13 protein-coding genes and 3 tRNA genes are annotated in these 15,060 nt (G+C 62.5%); 3 read left to right on the forward strand and 13 right to left on the reverse strand.

Annotated elements, in window-relative coordinates:
* Window positions 1-345 precede the first annotated feature (345 nt).
* The 4 genes from cysC to BLT26_RS09375 all read right to left on the reverse strand — a co-directional run bounded on the left by cysC (window position 346) and on the right by BLT26_RS09375 (window position 1,803).
* Complete coding sequence (cysC, locus tag BLT26_RS09360) at window positions 346-969, reverse strand: adenylyl-sulfate kinase (RefSeq protein WP_091512574.1); 624 nt, start codon at window positions 967-969, stop codon at window positions 346-348.
* A gap of 219 nt (window positions 970-1,188) precedes the next feature.
* A tRNA-His gene (locus BLT26_RS09365) sits at window positions 1,189-1,264 on the reverse strand.
* A 366-nt stretch (window positions 1,265-1,630) separates the two neighbouring features.
* Window positions 1,631-1,707: transfer RNA gene (locus BLT26_RS09370), tRNA-Arg, on the reverse strand.
* 19 nt (window positions 1,708-1,726) lie between these two features.
* Window positions 1,727-1,803: transfer RNA gene (locus BLT26_RS09375), tRNA-Pro, on the reverse strand.
* Window positions 1,804-2,181: 378 nt separating this feature from the next.
* Between BLT26_RS09375 and folD the strand changes: the two genes are divergently transcribed.
* The 3 genes from folD to BLT26_RS09390 all read left to right on the forward strand — a co-directional run bounded on the left by folD (window position 2,182) and on the right by BLT26_RS09390 (window position 4,899).
* Window positions 2,182-3,030 carry a bifunctional methylenetetrahydrofolate dehydrogenase/methenyltetrahydrofolate cyclohydrolase FolD gene (folD, locus tag BLT26_RS09380; protein ID WP_091512578.1) on the forward strand — a complete coding sequence of 283 codons (849 nt, stop codon included), beginning with the start codon at window positions 2,182-2,184 and terminating at the stop codon, window positions 3,028-3,030.
* A 135-nt stretch (window positions 3,031-3,165) separates the two neighbouring features.
* Window positions 3,166-3,858 (forward strand): 16S rRNA pseudouridine(516) synthase RsuA, encoded by a 693-nt coding sequence (gene rsuA / locus BLT26_RS09385; protein WP_091512581.1) that lies wholly within the window; start codon window positions 3,166-3,168, stop codon window positions 3,856-3,858.
* Between the two features lie 30 nt (window positions 3,859-3,888).
* Complete coding sequence (locus BLT26_RS09390) at window positions 3,889-4,899, forward strand: class I SAM-dependent methyltransferase (RefSeq protein WP_091512584.1); 1,011 nt, start codon at window positions 3,889-3,891, stop codon at window positions 4,897-4,899.
* Between the two features lie 34 nt (window positions 4,900-4,933).
* Here BLT26_RS09390 and BLT26_RS09395 read toward each other — a convergent pair whose 3' ends face one another.
* From BLT26_RS09395 to BLT26_RS09435, 9 genes are all read right to left on the reverse strand, one after another.
* Window positions 4,934-5,389: a hypothetical protein gene (locus tag BLT26_RS09395; RefSeq protein ID WP_091512588.1), complete on the reverse strand. Its 456-nt coding sequence runs from the start codon at window positions 5,387-5,389 to the stop codon at window positions 4,934-4,936.
* 123 nt (window positions 5,390-5,512) lie between these two features.
* Window positions 5,513-6,256 (reverse strand): spermidine synthase, encoded by a 744-nt coding sequence (locus BLT26_RS09400; RefSeq protein ID WP_091512590.1) that lies wholly within the window; start codon window positions 6,254-6,256, stop codon window positions 5,513-5,515.
* Window positions 6,256-6,726: a GAF domain-containing protein gene (locus BLT26_RS09405; RefSeq protein ID WP_091513369.1), complete on the reverse strand. Its 471-nt coding sequence runs from the start codon at window positions 6,724-6,726 to the stop codon at window positions 6,256-6,258. The genes BLT26_RS09400 and BLT26_RS09405 overlap by 1 nt, the downstream gene beginning before the upstream one ends.
* A 168-nt stretch (window positions 6,727-6,894) precedes the next feature.
* A complete protein-coding gene (locus BLT26_RS09410) occupies window positions 6,895-7,341 on the reverse strand; it encodes a hypothetical protein (protein ID WP_091512594.1) in 447 nt (148 codons plus the stop codon).
* A 169-nt stretch (window positions 7,342-7,510) separates the two neighbouring features.
* The gene (locus BLT26_RS09415) at window positions 7,511-8,722 is read right to left on the reverse strand and encodes a Wadjet anti-phage system protein JetD domain-containing protein (RefSeq protein WP_091512597.1); all 1,212 of its coding nucleotides are present in this window, start codon (window positions 8,720-8,722) and stop codon (window positions 7,511-7,513) included.
* Window positions 8,723-8,848: 126 nt separating this feature from the next.
* Complete coding sequence (locus tag BLT26_RS09420) at window positions 8,849-12,472, reverse strand: ATP-binding protein (RefSeq protein ID WP_091512601.1); 3,624 nt, start codon at window positions 12,470-12,472, stop codon at window positions 8,849-8,851.
* A 142-nt stretch (window positions 12,473-12,614) separates the two neighbouring features.
* Window positions 12,615-13,328: a DUF4194 domain-containing protein gene (locus tag BLT26_RS09425; RefSeq protein ID WP_091512604.1), complete on the reverse strand. Its 714-nt coding sequence runs from the start codon at window positions 13,326-13,328 to the stop codon at window positions 12,615-12,617.
* The gene (locus BLT26_RS09430) at window positions 13,321-14,802 is read right to left on the reverse strand and encodes a Wadjet anti-phage system protein JetA family protein (protein ID WP_091512608.1); all 1,482 of its coding nucleotides are present in this window, start codon (window positions 14,800-14,802) and stop codon (window positions 13,321-13,323) included. Before BLT26_RS09430 ends, BLT26_RS09425 begins: the two co-directional genes overlap by 8 nt.
* A gap of 15 nt (window positions 14,803-14,817) precedes the next feature.
* The gene (locus BLT26_RS09435) at window positions 14,818-15,018 is read right to left on the reverse strand and encodes a DUF3012 domain-containing protein (RefSeq protein WP_091512616.1); all 201 of its coding nucleotides are present in this window, start codon (window positions 15,016-15,018) and stop codon (window positions 14,818-14,820) included.
* Window positions 15,019-15,060 lie beyond the last annotated feature (42 nt).

A 15,060-nucleotide genomic window follows, 5' to 3' on the forward strand; every position in this document is an offset into this window, starting at 1 on the left:
CCACCGCCAAGACGAGCGCGAGCCCTATTCCAGAGAGAATCCTTGCTCTCCGTCCCTGCATAATCGCCTCCGCATAGCGAGCTTTTCCTGAGTACAGCCTGAGTATATGAAGGGAAACCGGCACCAACCGGCCAGCTGGCGCTCAATTACACTTCACTGCAAAGACAGGCGCACGAGCGGTACGGTAATTTTTACCAGAATGGTCACTTGCAGTATGCAATGCGGACTAATGCGGGAGGGGGCGCCAGTGGCGAGGTAACACTGGAAGCACTTTATAGGAGGAGAGTTTTCCTGTCGTACGGAAGGCGGCCGGGATCACCCGGCCGCCAGGCATTGCGCCCGGCATCAGATAATGATGCCGCGTTCCTGCAGGTTCTTGATGATCACGTCTACTTCCTGCTCAAGGGTGAGCTGGTCAGTGCGCAAATGCAGCTCTGGCTTTGTCGGCGCCTCGTAGGGGTCATCAATGCCGGTAAAACCCTTGATCTCACCCGCGCGGGCTTTTTTGTACAGCCCCTTCGGGTCGCGGGACTCCGCTTCCTCGAGCGGACAATCAACAAAGACCTCCAGGAATTCGAGATCATTTTCCTTGTGAATGCGACGCACCATTTCCCGGTCGTCAAGGTAGGGACTGATAAAGCTGCTCAGCACCACTACGCCACTGTCAGCGAACAGGCGGGAAATCTCCCCCACCCGGCGGATATTCTCCTTGCGGTCCTCGGCAGAGAAGCCCAGGTTGGAGTTGATGCCGAGGCGAATATTGTCGCCATCAAGGCGGTAGCTCAGCACGCCGCGGGCAGCCAGCGCCTTCTCCAGCGCGACAGCCACGGTGCTCTTGCCGGAGCCGGATAGTCCGGTGAACCACAGGGTGACGCCCTTGTGGCCGAGAATGCTGGCGCGATCGTCGCGGTTAATCTCACCGTGATGCCAGTGTACGTTGGTGGCCTTGGGCTCTGCTGATACCGTCACCTGTCACTATCCCCTAAATCCCGTCTACAAAAACCCCCGCAACAGTGCGGGGGCGACCAAACTCTGCCTCATGACCAGCCGGTTGCGGAAGGCCTTTTGACGCCCATATTATCGGGCATCGGGGGCGCCAGCGCAAAGCGCGACACCTTTCTTTTTGGCATATACAAAAAAGCCCGGCTTATAAGCCGGGCTTTTCCGCACCTCGAGAAGAGGTTTGTATGGGGTGGCCGACGGGGATCGAACCCGCGACCTCAGGAGCCACAATCCTGTGCTCTACCAACTGAGCTACGGCCACCATTAAAAGTGCTATGTATTGACGTCTTGTGGCAACGCCAATCCTGCCTGTGGGCACATCGCCCGGCAGGGCCAGAGCGACTGCCTGCAAAGCGCTGCTTTGCGGTCGATCTGGCGCCGATCAGCTGCGCTGACCGGCCGGAATAGTCCTGCGACTATAATCTGGCAGCGGGATTGACCGAGACTGCCTGACCAAAGCCACCTTCTTATAATCGCCCGGCAGGGCCGGGGCAAACGCCTGCGAAGCACTGCTTCGCGTTTGTTTCGGCGCCGACCAGCTGTGCTGGTCGGCCGGAATAGTCCTGCGACTACAATCTGGCAGCGGGGTTGACCGAGACTGCCTGACCAAAGCCACCTTTTATAAGGTTGGCACGCCCGGCAGGACTCGAACCTGCGACCATCCGCTTAGAAGGCGGATGCTCTATCCAGCTGAGCTACGGGCGCAAGAAAAACCCGGTTTATCTGGTCGGGGCAGAGGGATTCGAACCCCCGACATCCTGCTCCCAAAGCAGGCGCGCTACCAGACTGCGCTATGCCCCGATTCAACTTGTCATATAACTGTATCACGGAGCACTGGTTAGGGCTTGCGCCAGCCCTGTTCGCAGGCTGTTCGGGCCCGGGCACCTGCCCCGCAGTCCCGCCGGTCAGCTGCCGCCTACCCTGCGAGAGCGCGCATAATACTGACACCCCCCGGGGGAGTCAACGGCGCTAAGCTATTCTTTTTGCAGAAGTTTACCCGCAGCGACCACACCAGTGACCGGATAGGGAAATTATTCCCGGCCTGTGCGAAAATAGCCCGCCCCGAACCCGGTCCGCGGGCAACTCCTGACGGGCAGTTGCGGTCGCCGGGAGTGATTTCCCCGGGGACGCCCAAAGTGAAGTCCCCTACTGGATAGATGAAAGAGTCGAGATTACCTTATGTCAGCACTGGTTCTGGACGGCAAGGCCCTGGCCAAGAAAACGGAAGAGGAACTGTCTGCCCGCGTAGCGGCACTGAAGGAGAAGAGCGGCGGGCAGACCCCGATCCTGGCCACGATCCTGGTGGGCGACGACCCTGCCTCTGCAACTTACGTAAAAATGAAGGGGAATGCCTGCCACCGGATCGGCATGGATTCCATGCAGGTAGAACTGCCCTCTTCCACCACTACCGAGCAGCTGCTGGCCAAGATCGAAGAGCTGAATGCCAACCCCAACGTGCACGGGATCCTGCTGCAGCACCCGGTGCCGGAACAGATCGACGAGCGCGCCTGCTTTGATGCGATTCGCCTCGACAAAGATGTGGATGGGGTTACCTGCCTGGGCTTCGGTCGCATGGCCATGGGTGAGGAAGCTTACGGCTGCGCCACACCCAAGGGCATCATGCGGCTGCTCGAAGCCTACAATATTGAGATCGCGGGCAAGCATGCGGTAGTGGTGGGCCGCAGCCCCATCCTGGGCAAGCCCATGGCTGCGATGCTGCTCAACGCCAACGCGACCGTTACCACCTGCCACTCCCGCACCCGCGACCTGGCTGACCATATCAGCCGCGCCGATATAGTGGTTGGCGCCGTCGGCCGCCCGGAGTTCATCAAGGCGAACTGGATCAAGGACGGTGCGGTGGTCGTGGATGCCGGTTACCACCCTGGCGGCGTCGGGGATATCGAGCTTGCGCCGCTGGTGGACCGCGTCACCGCGTACACCCCCGTGCCCGGTGGGGTGGGGCCAATGACTATCAATACCCTCATCTACCAGTCGGTCGATTCCGGGGAGCGCAAGATCGCTTCCTAACACCACCAGCCGGCCTGGATACTCACCGGGCCGGCGCCCGCCCGCCAGGCTCTTATTCCACGGTGGACGGCGGGCCACCGTTTCACGAACCAATATTTCTCCCTGCTCCCGGGGAAAAGGCAGCAAGAGGACCCCATGCGCCTAGACAAAGCCGTCAGCCAGGTCACCGACCTGTCCCGCGCCGAAGTAAAGCGGGCCGCCCGTGCCGGACGCATCACGGTGAACGGAGCCCCGGTTTCCGACCCGAGTACAAAGGTCCTTCCCACCGACGAAATATGCCTGGACAGTGAACCACTGGAAGAGCCGGGCCCACGCTATTTCATGCTGAACAAGCCCCTCGGCTATGTATGCGCGACCAAAGACAGTGAACACCCAACGGTACTCGACCTCATCGACGAGCCCAACAAGCACCAGCTGCACATCGCCGGGCGCCTCGACGTAGACACCACCGGACTGGTCCTGCTTACCGACGACGGCCAGTGGTCCCACAAGGTGACCTCACCCCGCCATCACTGTGACAAGACCTACTATGCCCACCTGGCAGAGCGGGTCGACGACAGCGCGGTAGACAAATTTGCCAAGGGGCTGTGGCTCGACAGTGAAAAGAAACGCACCCGCCCGGCAGTGCTCGAGATCCTTTTTGCCAACGAGGTCCGCGTCACGCTGAATGAAGGGCGCTATCACCAGGTGAAACGCATGTTCGGTGCACTTGGTAACCGGGTCCTGGAACTGCACCGGGAACGGATTGGCGATATCATTCTCGATGAGGACCTCGAGGAGGGGAATTACCGCCCCCTCACCCCCGACGAAATAGCCTCGGTCCAGTAATCCCCGCGGATACAAAGACGCCAATTCCAGATGCCCCACCTGCTCCAACAGTTACTGCAAGAAAACCCGCGCGAGACACTGTGGATTGCCGAGGAGAACAGCAAAGCCCTGCTACAGGCCGGCTTTCGCTTCGACGGCGACCTGATTACGAATCGCTGGGACATTGCCCATTTCGCCGACGGACGCTGCCACCACAGTTTCTTCAGCGACTTCCGGTTCGCGGAACTGGAGCGGCGCTATCGCCGTATTGTCTTCCCGGTGTCCAAGGAAAAGGCAATCGTCCACCATGTCATCAACTCGACACCGGAGGTTCTCGGCGCGGGCGGTGAACTCGCGCTGCTCGGCGGCAAGCAAAGCGGCATCAAGACCTATGCCGCCAAGGCGGCGGCCAGGCTCGGAGGGGATAAAAACCTGGTCAAACATGGACTTGAATACAGCTGCCAGGTGGTCTTTCACGAGAGTGACGGGCAACGGCTCGATGACCAGGATTACACCCGCCTGCGGCCGCTCGACGCGCTGGGTGGCCTGTACAGCAAGCCCGGTCTGTTTGGCTGGAACAAAATCGATCGCGGCAGCGCACTGCTGGCGGACCGGTTTGCGGAACACCTCCCTCCTCCAGGAGCGAACGTGGTGGACCTGGGCTGCGGCTACGGTTATCTCAGCGCGGAGCTCGCCCGGCATGGCACCTTCCACTTTACTGCCACCGACAATAACGCGGCTGCCCTGCTGGCCTGTGAGCGCAATTTTCGCGAGCGGGAAATCACCGGCGTGGTTACGCCGTCAGACGCGGGACGCGAGCTCGGAGCCAATATCGCCGACCTGCTTATCTGCAATCCGCCGTTCCACCAGGGTTTCCAGGTCGAGGGAGATCTCACCGACAGGTTCCTGGAAAACGCCGCGCGGCTCTTGCGGCCAGGTGGAACAGCCCTGTTCGTGGTGAATGAGTTCATTCCGCTCGCGCGGAAAGCAGAACCCCTTTTCACAGATATCCAGCCACTGGAAAGGCGCGACGGATTCAGCACCTTCAGGCTGTGTCGCTGACCGGGTCGCTGGACCGCTGCACCTGGAACGGGCTTCAGTAGTCGCGCAGGTTATAGAGGTTCATCGAGAGGTGGTGCTCATCGAGCTCTTCAAGCTCCAGCAATCTCAGGAAGGCATCCCGGGCCGAGGGCGTGTCCGCACCCTGTAGCAGGTCGCGGTACTGGTCGGCCAGGTACATGTCTATGTCCAGCGCCAGCTTGGCAATGCCATCCGCGTCCTTCAGGTCGATATTGCGCAGTCGCTGCAGGAACTCCGGTTCCCTGCCCTCCGGTGCAAACTGCACCCAGGTGTGGAGGGCACCCGGGGAGACGTCGGCGAGAAAGTGCTCCAGGGTGTGCATCATTTCCTTTTCCCGCCGCTTCAGCTGGTCCAGCAGCAGCACGACCCGGCGGTCTCCCGCCAGCTGCTCGTACTCCCCATACTGCCGGGCTAACTGCTTGTGAAAATCCCTGCCCTCCTGGATTACGTCCTCTACGGTTTTGTAACGCATGCACCGACCCCGGATAGACTGACCACTTTGTTATGAGTATAGACAGTCAGTATGAAAAGGCGCCACGGGTCACAGGTCGCCGGTCCCAGGACAGAGGAATCGAAATGAGCGAGAGGGTCCGGGCTAGCGCAGTCGCCTCAGGCGGCACGCCAACCGGCAGGCATTGCTGGACGGGTTGATCTGGGACGGAGCGTGGGTGTGCAACTGCCGTTGCGATAGCGGAGACCGGCTAGTCGCCAATATACAGTTTTCATAACCCGGCAGCTCGGCGCTCCAGCCACCCCACAGCTGCCCACTGACTTCCGCCGAGCGCCAGCCACTCGCGAGCATCTCCCGGCGGCTGCCGAAATTCGCCACCACCAGCCCACGGGGGCTCAGAAGCCTCAGCAGCTGTCGGCACCAGTCCGGGCTTGCCGAAACTGTCCGCTGGGCCTCGCCGCCGACCTCCCCGAACAGGTCGTCGACTATCAGGTCGTAATCCCCTGCCCCGTTTTGCAGGGCGCGCGAGACAAACGCCGCGGCATCCTCGCAAACGAGCCCTGCCCCTCCGGCGCCAAAATGTGATCGCGCCACCTCCAGGTGCACCGGGTCCAGGTCGACGCCGGTGATCTGTTCAGGGCCGACGTAACGTTGCAGAAGGCGAATCACTGCGCCGCCCCCCACACCCAGTACGAGGACCCGGCGAATTTCACTGCTGTCACGGAAGAATGCCGGTAGCAGCAACAGCTCCCACAGGGAGCCTCTGAGGGGATCACGGGAATTCCACTGGCTGTGGAAGACGCCGTCGGTATAGAGACGCACACTGGCGCCGTGGCGGCGCACCTGGTAGCGCCGGCCACCCACGCACCGCTCCCATACCAGCCCCATCAGCCCGCGGGTAGCTCCGAATTTTCCAGCAGGGCCGCGGCAAACTGCCGCAGCCCCGCCAGGTCGTCCGCGCTGAATCGGCCCTTCGTGGGGCTGTCGATATCCAGCACGCCGATACAGCGATCGCCGTTATAGAGGGGAATCACCACTTCCGAGGCAGACACGGCATCGCAGGCAATATGGCCCGGGAATGCGTGCACATCTTCCACCAGTTGCGCCTCGCCCGTCGCCACTGCGGTACCACAGACCCCTGCCCCCACCGGGATTCGGGTGCAGGCGGGCTTGCCCTGGAAGGGGCCCACACGCAATTCGTCACCGTGCAGGAAGTAAAAGCCGGCCCAGTTGATATCGGGCAGCTCCATGAACAGGAGCGCACTTGCGTTGGCGGTATTGGCGAGCCAGTCACGCTCGCCGGAGAGCAGGCCCTCCAGCTGGGCACAAAGGGAAGAATAAAACTCGCTGGGCGGCATGGGGTAAACCTCGCGCGGAAAATATGGTGAGGCACTGTCTGCGGGCAGCCGACCCACGACATACCAGCGCCTCGCTGTGCCTCTATCTTGGGGCGGGGCGGCGAGATTCAATGCCCCACGGCCCGGGTAGTTACTGCCAGGCAGTTACTGTCAGGTAGTTACTAATAGTTACTGGTAGGGGTCCTCGACCGGCTCTTGCGAAGCGTCCTCTTCGCTCCCAGGACGGTAGCGCTCCGCATCGACGGTGGGCCGACTCCACTCATCCTCTTCCTCCCCGCGGCGGATCGCGGGCCCGGAAGAAGTCACATCGGAAGCCACCAGGCCGCGATCGGTGTTGCGACCGGCCTCACGCTGCCCGGCACCGCCGGCCGGCTCGGTCGGCCTGGCCCCGGCCCTGGTGATCGACCTGAGGCTGGGGCGCCGGCGGTCCGAGGCCTTCGCGGCCGCCAGTTCACTGCTCAGCCTGTTGACCTCGGCCTGCAGGTCTCCGACCTTTGCCTGCAGGTCGGTGATCTGCGAATGTACGCCCTTGATCTTGCGACTCTCTTTTTCGTAAAACACTGCCGCACCGCCGAAGGCCAGCACAAACATCATCAGGATCGGAAAATAACGCATGGAAGCCCCCTAAAAGTCCCTTTTCAAACATCTGTCCGTAGTATGCATATACCTCGGGGCCATCTTCTGCGAAGTCCCTCATGTAACGCAACTTCCAGGCGCCGCCATCTGTGACCGGAACGCAAAGACAATCCAGATATTGGCGCGACCAGAGCAGGCTTTCAGCCCGTCACTGGCCTGCAGCCACCAGCGAATGTAATTCCCGCCCGGATAATGCCTCCTGGTCCACACAGGCACCCTCGCGCTCGAGCGCAGGGATCAGGTACTCATCCGCATAAGGGCACCCGGTCTGCCCCAGGCTCCGCTGCCGGGCCTTTCCCGCTAGCTCCGGCGGGTGCCCGCCGCCACCCTGTAGTCGGGCCAGCAACCGCTCGTAACCCGGCCGCCAGCAATCCAGGGAGGCGAAGCTGCGTTTAAGCGCAGCGGCGATATGCATGCCCTCATAATCCAGGTCACCCCAGAAGTGAGCCGGCAGGTCACGGGAAGACTGGCCCTGCCACCATTGCAGGAAATCCCGCCGCAATTCGAGCGATGCCTCGTTGAGCGTTCCGAAACGCACCACCCCGGGCGCCCGCACCCGCGCGGCACCACCGCGGTAACCCTCGATATAAACCAGCGCCATCGTTTCCGGCCGGCAGTCGGCAATGGCCAGGAAAGAGTCCTGGTTCTCGACCAACAATACCTCCCGCCACTCTTCCGGCAGGTACAGGTGCATCAGGATCGGGCGCTCCCGGACACGGTCGCTTCGGCCGGGGAACAGCATCCGCACCAGCGCCTGCCGGTGTTCTGCATCCAGGTACTTGGAGTCGCCGAGAAAGGAGCGCGCCGACAGCTGGCGCCAGGTGGGCTGGCGGTCCTGAGCCAGTTCCTCTCCCACAGCCGCCCAGCACTCCAGCAGCTGGTCATAACTTTCGAACCCGGGGTCCAGCTGCAGTCCCCCGGGTGGAAAGGCTTGAGGACACTCGAAGCGGCCCGCCAACGCCGTCAGTGCCCGCTGCCACGCGGGGTCCACCCGCACCGGGCGGGGACGATCGAGCCACTCTCGCACCAGCTGCTCGCGCCGGTCGTCGAAGTACAGCCGCGCGCCCTCCCAGGCGCCACGGCCTGTTCCGGGCCGTTTCGCCGGTTTGATCGAGAAACAACGGTAGTCATTGGCCAGCCACTGCAGTTCCTCCCAGAGTTCGCCGTCGTCATAGAGCGGGTCGTTGAATGGCGCCAGGACAGCGCGGAGGTCGCGGGGTGCATTGCCCGGGTCCAGGGTCAGGGCGATGGGCTTTTCCTCGCCGGCCAGAATCTGCCGGTCGCGCCGTTCCAGCACATACTCCAGCAGCCCCATGATCACCGGGTTGGCAGCGGCCAGTTCGGGGATTCGGATCGACATTGTCTCCTCCCTGTCGTCTTCCCTCTTCTGATTGTGGCGACAGTGCCGGCCCGGTCAGCAGCCTGCACCGGCATTGTCTTCGTCGCACAGGCAAGTCCCTGCCCTGCACCGCCACATACCGGGAACCTAGTCCACCAGCTCCATGAATTCCAGCGACGCCTGCTGTCGGATGGTGCGGCGGTGGTTGGCCCATAGCTCGGCGATACGGTCGCGATTGCAGACCTTGCGGTCCACGTAGACGCGGGTGTTGAGTTCGCCGATGGGCGTCGCGCTCGGGCACTTGCTGAACACAAACTGGTTGGAAATCAGGTCCATGAAGGGCCCGGACTTGCTCGACGGCATGATAAACAGGAGCTGCAGGCCCAGGGTCTCGGTCAGGTAGCGTATCACCTCCCGCGAGCGGGATTCGTCCATCTTCGAGAAGGCCTCGTCCACCAGCACCATCTGCAGGTGGGTGGCACCCTCGTTGAAACGGAAGGCTGAGGTAACCGCGGCCGAACGGATAATATAGGCCGGCGTCTCCAGCTGGCCGCCGGAGCCGGTGCCGTACTGGCTGAGCGCGATCGGCTCCTTGCCCTCCGGCTCCTTGTAGATCTCGTAATTGCGGTAATTGCGGTAGTCGCTGATGCGCTCCAGTTCCCGCCGCGCCAGCTGCTCGTCTTCGCTAAGCAGCATGTTCAGCAACCTGTCGCGCACCCTGGCCTGCTCCGCGCTGAGCTGCGCGTCGAACAGGCTCTCTTCCTCGCCCAGGTTGGGCAGCTCGATAACCGCCTTGAAGAAATTCCAGTATTCGCGGAATTCCGGCACCCAGCGATAGGCAAAGCGAAACCGCTCACGGTCGGCACCGAAACGGTGGTGCTCCAGTTCCCGGTTCAGGTCATCCAGCACCCGCTTGCCGTCGTTAATGGACTGGTAGATGGCGTGGCACAGGTGCGTTACGAAGGTGGTGTTGAAGGATTTCTTCAGGCCGGTGAGCTGCTCGTGGCGATCCACCAGCAGGTTGTTCTTCAGGCGATTGCGCAGGGCGGCCACCTGCTCGACCAGCTGGCACACCAACTTGAACTGGCCCTCGTTGTGGCCAGCGGCAAAGTCCGGATCGTAGGCAAGGGTATCCCCGGTACTGCAACTACTGTTGTAATCCTTTACGCCGCCCAGCAACTGGCTCTGGTACTTCTGCAGCAGCCCCTGCCACTCCTCGATATCCCGGGAGAAATCGAAGCTACCGCTGGCCTGCGCCGCCTGCTCGTCGGCGTTCTGCAGTGTGGTTTCCGCATCGAAATCCGGGTTGATCTGCACGATGCGCTGTACCGCTGCCTCGCAATCCGCCTGGGTTTCCTCCAGCGCGTCCAGCTGAGTAGCGAGACCCTTGAGCTGCTTGTCGATATGCTCCAGGTCCCGTTCCAGCTTGCCGGCCTGCTTCTGCAGGCCGGCCTGGTTCTCGCGTTCGGCTTCCAGCTTGTCGTGCAGCTCCGACGCCTGGCGCTCCAGCTCGATACCATCGTCCAGGTCCAGGTTGGCCAGCGCCTGCTCGGCGCTGCGCAGTTCCCGCTGGGCGGACAGCGCCGCGTCGACAGATTCCAGCAACCGCAGGGGTGCAAGGGTACGAACCGCATCGCCGACCCGGCGCAGCTGTCGCTGGTGGTCATTGACCTGTGACGCCTCCAGCAGCAGCTGTTCCAGCGCCTGCTGCTGGGCCGCCAGTGCCCGGGCGCGCGCACCCTGGCCGAACACCAGGTCGGCCTCGTCGATATCGCAGCGCCACATGCTGTAGCTACCGCTGGCGAGCCCCTCGGCGGTCAGGCCGCGCCGGGTGGTACGCAACTCCTCTGCGTCCCGCACCTGCAACACGGAGCCGTAGGACGCACGCAGGTAGTACTCGGCGGTCTTGTGGGAGAAGGACATTAATTCCAGGATCGATTTCGCCGGCAGCTCCATGCGCTCCGCGTCCCGCCGTGCCTTCTCGCCCTGGATCACGCGGGCGCGATTGTTGCGCCCCGCCATCGCGCGCACGATGCGGATTGCCTCCGCCTCGTAGGCCGGCTCCACGATAATCGAAAAGCGCGCACCGCCCAGGTAGCCCTCCACCGCCATCTGCCAGGATTCATCAAGCACTTCGACGAAATCACACAGCACCTGCGGCTCCGCCTGCGGGCACTGCTCACGGATCGCGGCCAGCGCCTGCTCCACCGACTGCGGATAGCGCACGCGGTTGGACTGCAGGTGATGGATACGGCTCTCCTGCTGGTGGAGTTGCTTCTGTAGCTGCTGCACGCGCAGCTCACCCCGGGATACCAGCTCTGCCACCTGCTCACGGAGGGTGCCGGCGCCGGAGCCGGGGTCGCCCAGTTGCTCCGCCAGCCTGTTCTGCAGTGACTCCGCCGCGGCTACCTGTTCGCGCAGGGATTCCTGGGCGGAGAGGTCGATCCAGTCGTGGCCCAGCAGCTTCTGCAGGTCCGGCAAATCCTCCGCCCGCGCCGCCGCCTTGATCGACCTGGTCAGGGCACGATCCGAGAAGGCCGGGATTTCAGCCCCCACGGATGTATTGTTGAGCAGTTCAAGCAGATCCTCCGCCGCCGAGCGATTGGCAGAGAAAGCCTTGTACTGTGCGGAGAGCGGGTTGGCCAGGGCCGCAAGGGCGCGGTTGGCGTTGGTGATATTGCGATCCAGTTCATCCTTGGTGCGCAGTGAAGCGATACCCTGCCGCTGCGCCTGCACCGACACCAGCTGTTCGTTCAGCTCGCGGTTGCGCTGCTCCGACAACTGGATCTCGCGACCGGTACGCTCCAGCTCGGCGCGCGCCTCCTGCTGCCGGTTCTTGCCTTCCAGGTAGGTCTTCTGCACCTGCAGCTGCTGGTGCCTGGCCTGCAGGTATTCCTGTACCCGCAGCTGCCGCCACTGTTCGGTGTAAAGGTCAGCAGATTCGGCAATACGTTGCAGGGAGTCGACGCGCTCGATGATCTCCCTCGCCTCCTGCTCCATCCCGTGAATGGTTTTCATCAGCTCGGACACGGAGCGGATGGCGTCGCCCAGGTCGCGCTTTTCCAGCACCTCCTGGGCCACAAAGTCGTTGATGCTCTTGACCGGCTTGTAGGCCATGAAGTTCGAGAAGGTGCGTGCCGCGTGCATCGCCTCGCGATCCGGAACCGCGTCCCGGCGCCCCCGCAGTGCACCGTAAAGGCGGCGCAGGTAGGCCTTTTTCTTGTCGTACTGCTCGACCTTCTCGAACTGCTTGCTGGCTACACTGTAAAACTTGTCCAGCGGCAACAGGTGCTTGCCGTCCCGGTATTCCCTGACCAGGTCCTTGATCGACAACTGTTCGCCGGGAATCACGAAAAATTTCAGCGCGTCCTGTCGCGCCTGGGCCGGTTTACTACTGGTATCCAGGTGCGCGCGGATCCCCATCACCGCGGTGAAGGGTTCCCCGTCCTCGCCTTCGGTCGGAAAGAATACCCCCGCGATATAGCAGTCAGTGGGCTGCAGGCGAGCATAGCTGCCGTCATCGCAGCCGAGCACGTAGGACGCCAGGGTGCGCACCTGCTTGCCACCACGGCCTCGCTGGGTGGTTTCGTCCTGGCCGGGATTGAAGGTAAACAGGGTGTCGTGCGCAGCCGTCATCAATGTCTGGATGGCATCCGCCGCGGTGGTCTTGCCGGAACCGTTGCCGCCCGAAAACAGGTTGATGGGGCCGAAGTCGTATTCCAGCTGGGGAATATTGCCCCAGTTGATCAGGATCAGTTTTTTCAGGAACATATTTTTATCTGGCGCCAGTTGCTGGTCGTGCCGTTAATGCTGATTGGTGCCTGTAGGAGCGGCCGCTGGCCGCGATTTCCGGGCTGCAGCTCTGCGCTCCCCCGGTCGCGGCCAGCGGCCGCTCCTACAGTTCGTAGGCTCTTTATGCTTTGGTTTCCGTGAAAAGGCTGTGGTCCTCGCTCTCCGGTGTCAGCCGCTCTTCCCCATCTACTGCATCATCGCTTTCGCCAGGCTGCCGGTCCAGCAGCTGCTGCAGCGTGGCCTCGGTGACGAACTGGGCGATGGTGGGCCTGACGCGCAACAGGGTGTCGGTAACGGCTTCGCTGTCCTCGCCGGCAAACTGGATAAGGCGCAGCTGGCGCAGTTTTTTCAGGATCTGTTTCCGCTCAGCCAGTTTCTCCGGCAGGGACATTTTCAGCAGGTTGCGCAGGCCCAGCTCCAGCGCTTCGAGTGAGAGTGCCACACAGCCCTGCTCGTCCACCTGCCCCTCGCGGAGGCACTTGTCGTACTCAACCCGCAGCACGAGAATGGCCGCCACCTCCTGTTGCGACAGGCGTGCGCGGAACCCGCCGTGGTGAGGCTCCTCCTGGTCCGGCATGCCCGGCACTTCCGCCCCGGGCGGGTAGACGCGGATAAAGCGAAAGCGCGCATCATGCTGCAGTCGCACACCCAGCGGCTGCAGCCATTCGCGCACCAGCTGCTCACAGCGCTGGAAGCGATCGTAAAGCAGGGTTTCCACATTGCTCTCGTCACGGCAGATTACGCCATAGTCCAGCAGGCGCACCAGCAGTTCGGAAAACTCACCGCGGGTCACGCGGCACTGGGCGAGCGCCTCTTCCAAAGCCTGTTCAATCACTTTCGTTCAGCTCGAGATAGTATTCGTCAAATTGGGCGAAGTAGTCGTTACTGGCCACCTCACCGGTAAACTGCACCCGCAATGCCGGCGCCTCGCCGCCCTGGTTGACCGCGGCCGCCTCCAGCGCGTGGCTCATGGCGAGCAGGTCGCGCGCGTCTTCCAGCGGCAGGTCCTGGCTGCTGACCCGCTGGCCGCGACCGAGTGCCTTGTGCAGGTAGTCCCGCAGGTCGCTGCTATTGAAATTGAAGGCCTGGTCCAGCAGTTGCTGCAACAGGATGGCCCGGCGGTTATCCGCCTCCAGTGGGGCACTCTCCTCCACCCGCGTGTTGACCGGCTGCCGGCGGCTGCGCTGCCACAACTGCACCTGTTTCGGGTCGAATAGGCGCAGCTGGAAAGTGGAAACCTGCTCCCCCAGCCGCTCGAGCAACTCACCGCGGTCGTCGGCACTGCCCAGGTCCTGGCACAGCTCCGAAAAAGTGCCCTCGCTGCTGCTCTGCAGGTAACTGAGCTGGCGGATAATGATCTCGGCGCGCTTGGTGAAACCGTGCAGTGCCTGGCGCAGGGCCGGCAGCTTGACCTCGCAGGCGCGGCGCATACGGTCCTCGATGGTGTCGAGCATCATCCACAGGATCGAGTGGCCCTCCACCACCAGCTCCGGCAGGAGCTGGCGCAGGCGCCGTTCCCAGTCAGCTTTCTGTGTGTTCTTCTTGCGCCGGATCTGGCCAATGACGCGGTCGATGGCATCGCGGTGCTTCTCCACGCTGTCGGCAGACAGGCGGATGGCGAGATCCGGCTGGAAGCGGCTCTCCATAAAGTTGAAGAACTCATCGGTGGCCTGCTGCACCAGTATCTGTGCCTCGACCTCCCGTACCAGCTCCCGCTTGCGCTCTTCCAGCTCGGCGATCATGTCCGTGAAGTCGGCAACGATGCGCTCGGAATATTCCCAGGCATCGATCAGGTCGTAGACCTCGCCGCGCGAGGCGAAGGCCTCCAGGGAATTGAGCGTGTTGCGGGTATTGCGGTGACGCGTCCGCACCCGGGTGCTGTTGAGTTCGATCAACGGCTGGGTAAACAGGCGGCCGCGACGGCTGAAGGGATAGGAAACCGAGAGTGTCGCGCTGTCGACCAGTTTCTCCAGCCAGCCGTACTCGACCAGGCTGTTCAATACCCAGATCGACTGCTCTCGCAGGTTGCGGAAACGGATTTCCCGGTCAGCCGGAAGTGTCCCGTCGGCCGCAGGCGCTCCCTCGACGGCGGGTTCCGGCTGCTCATCGTTGCCGGCGGCAAGATTGGGTGCGCGCGTCAGCGCCTCGGAGAAAATCTCCAGGATCTGCTCGCGCCCGAGCGATTCGCCATAATCCGCCTTGGCAGTATACAGGCGCTCGTACAGCAGGCGCAGGCACTCCACCACCTGCTCCCGGTACTTGCCGGTGAGCGGGCGGAAGAAGTGCTGGTAGGGTTCATCGAAAAACAACGCTGGCAGGTCCGGTTAACGGTTGTCCTGCTCTTCGCCGGGCTTCTGGTTCAGGACACAGTACTTGGTGTAGTCACCGGCATCCTGCAGGGTCCATTCGCCCTTGGGAACACCGTCCATCTTCTTGCACCAGGCATCCGAGCCGCGCTCGGGCTCACAGGCGGTCAGGGCGACCAGTGCGATGGCTGACATGGTGAAGGTAAATACTTTTTTCATGGTCTGTTTCCTTTGCTTTTCTGGTTATCCGGGTCATGGGCC

This window comes from Microbulbifer yueqingensis (assembly GCF_900100355.1).
GTDB lineage: Bacteria > Pseudomonadota > Gammaproteobacteria > Pseudomonadales > Cellvibrionaceae > Microbulbifer > Microbulbifer yueqingensis.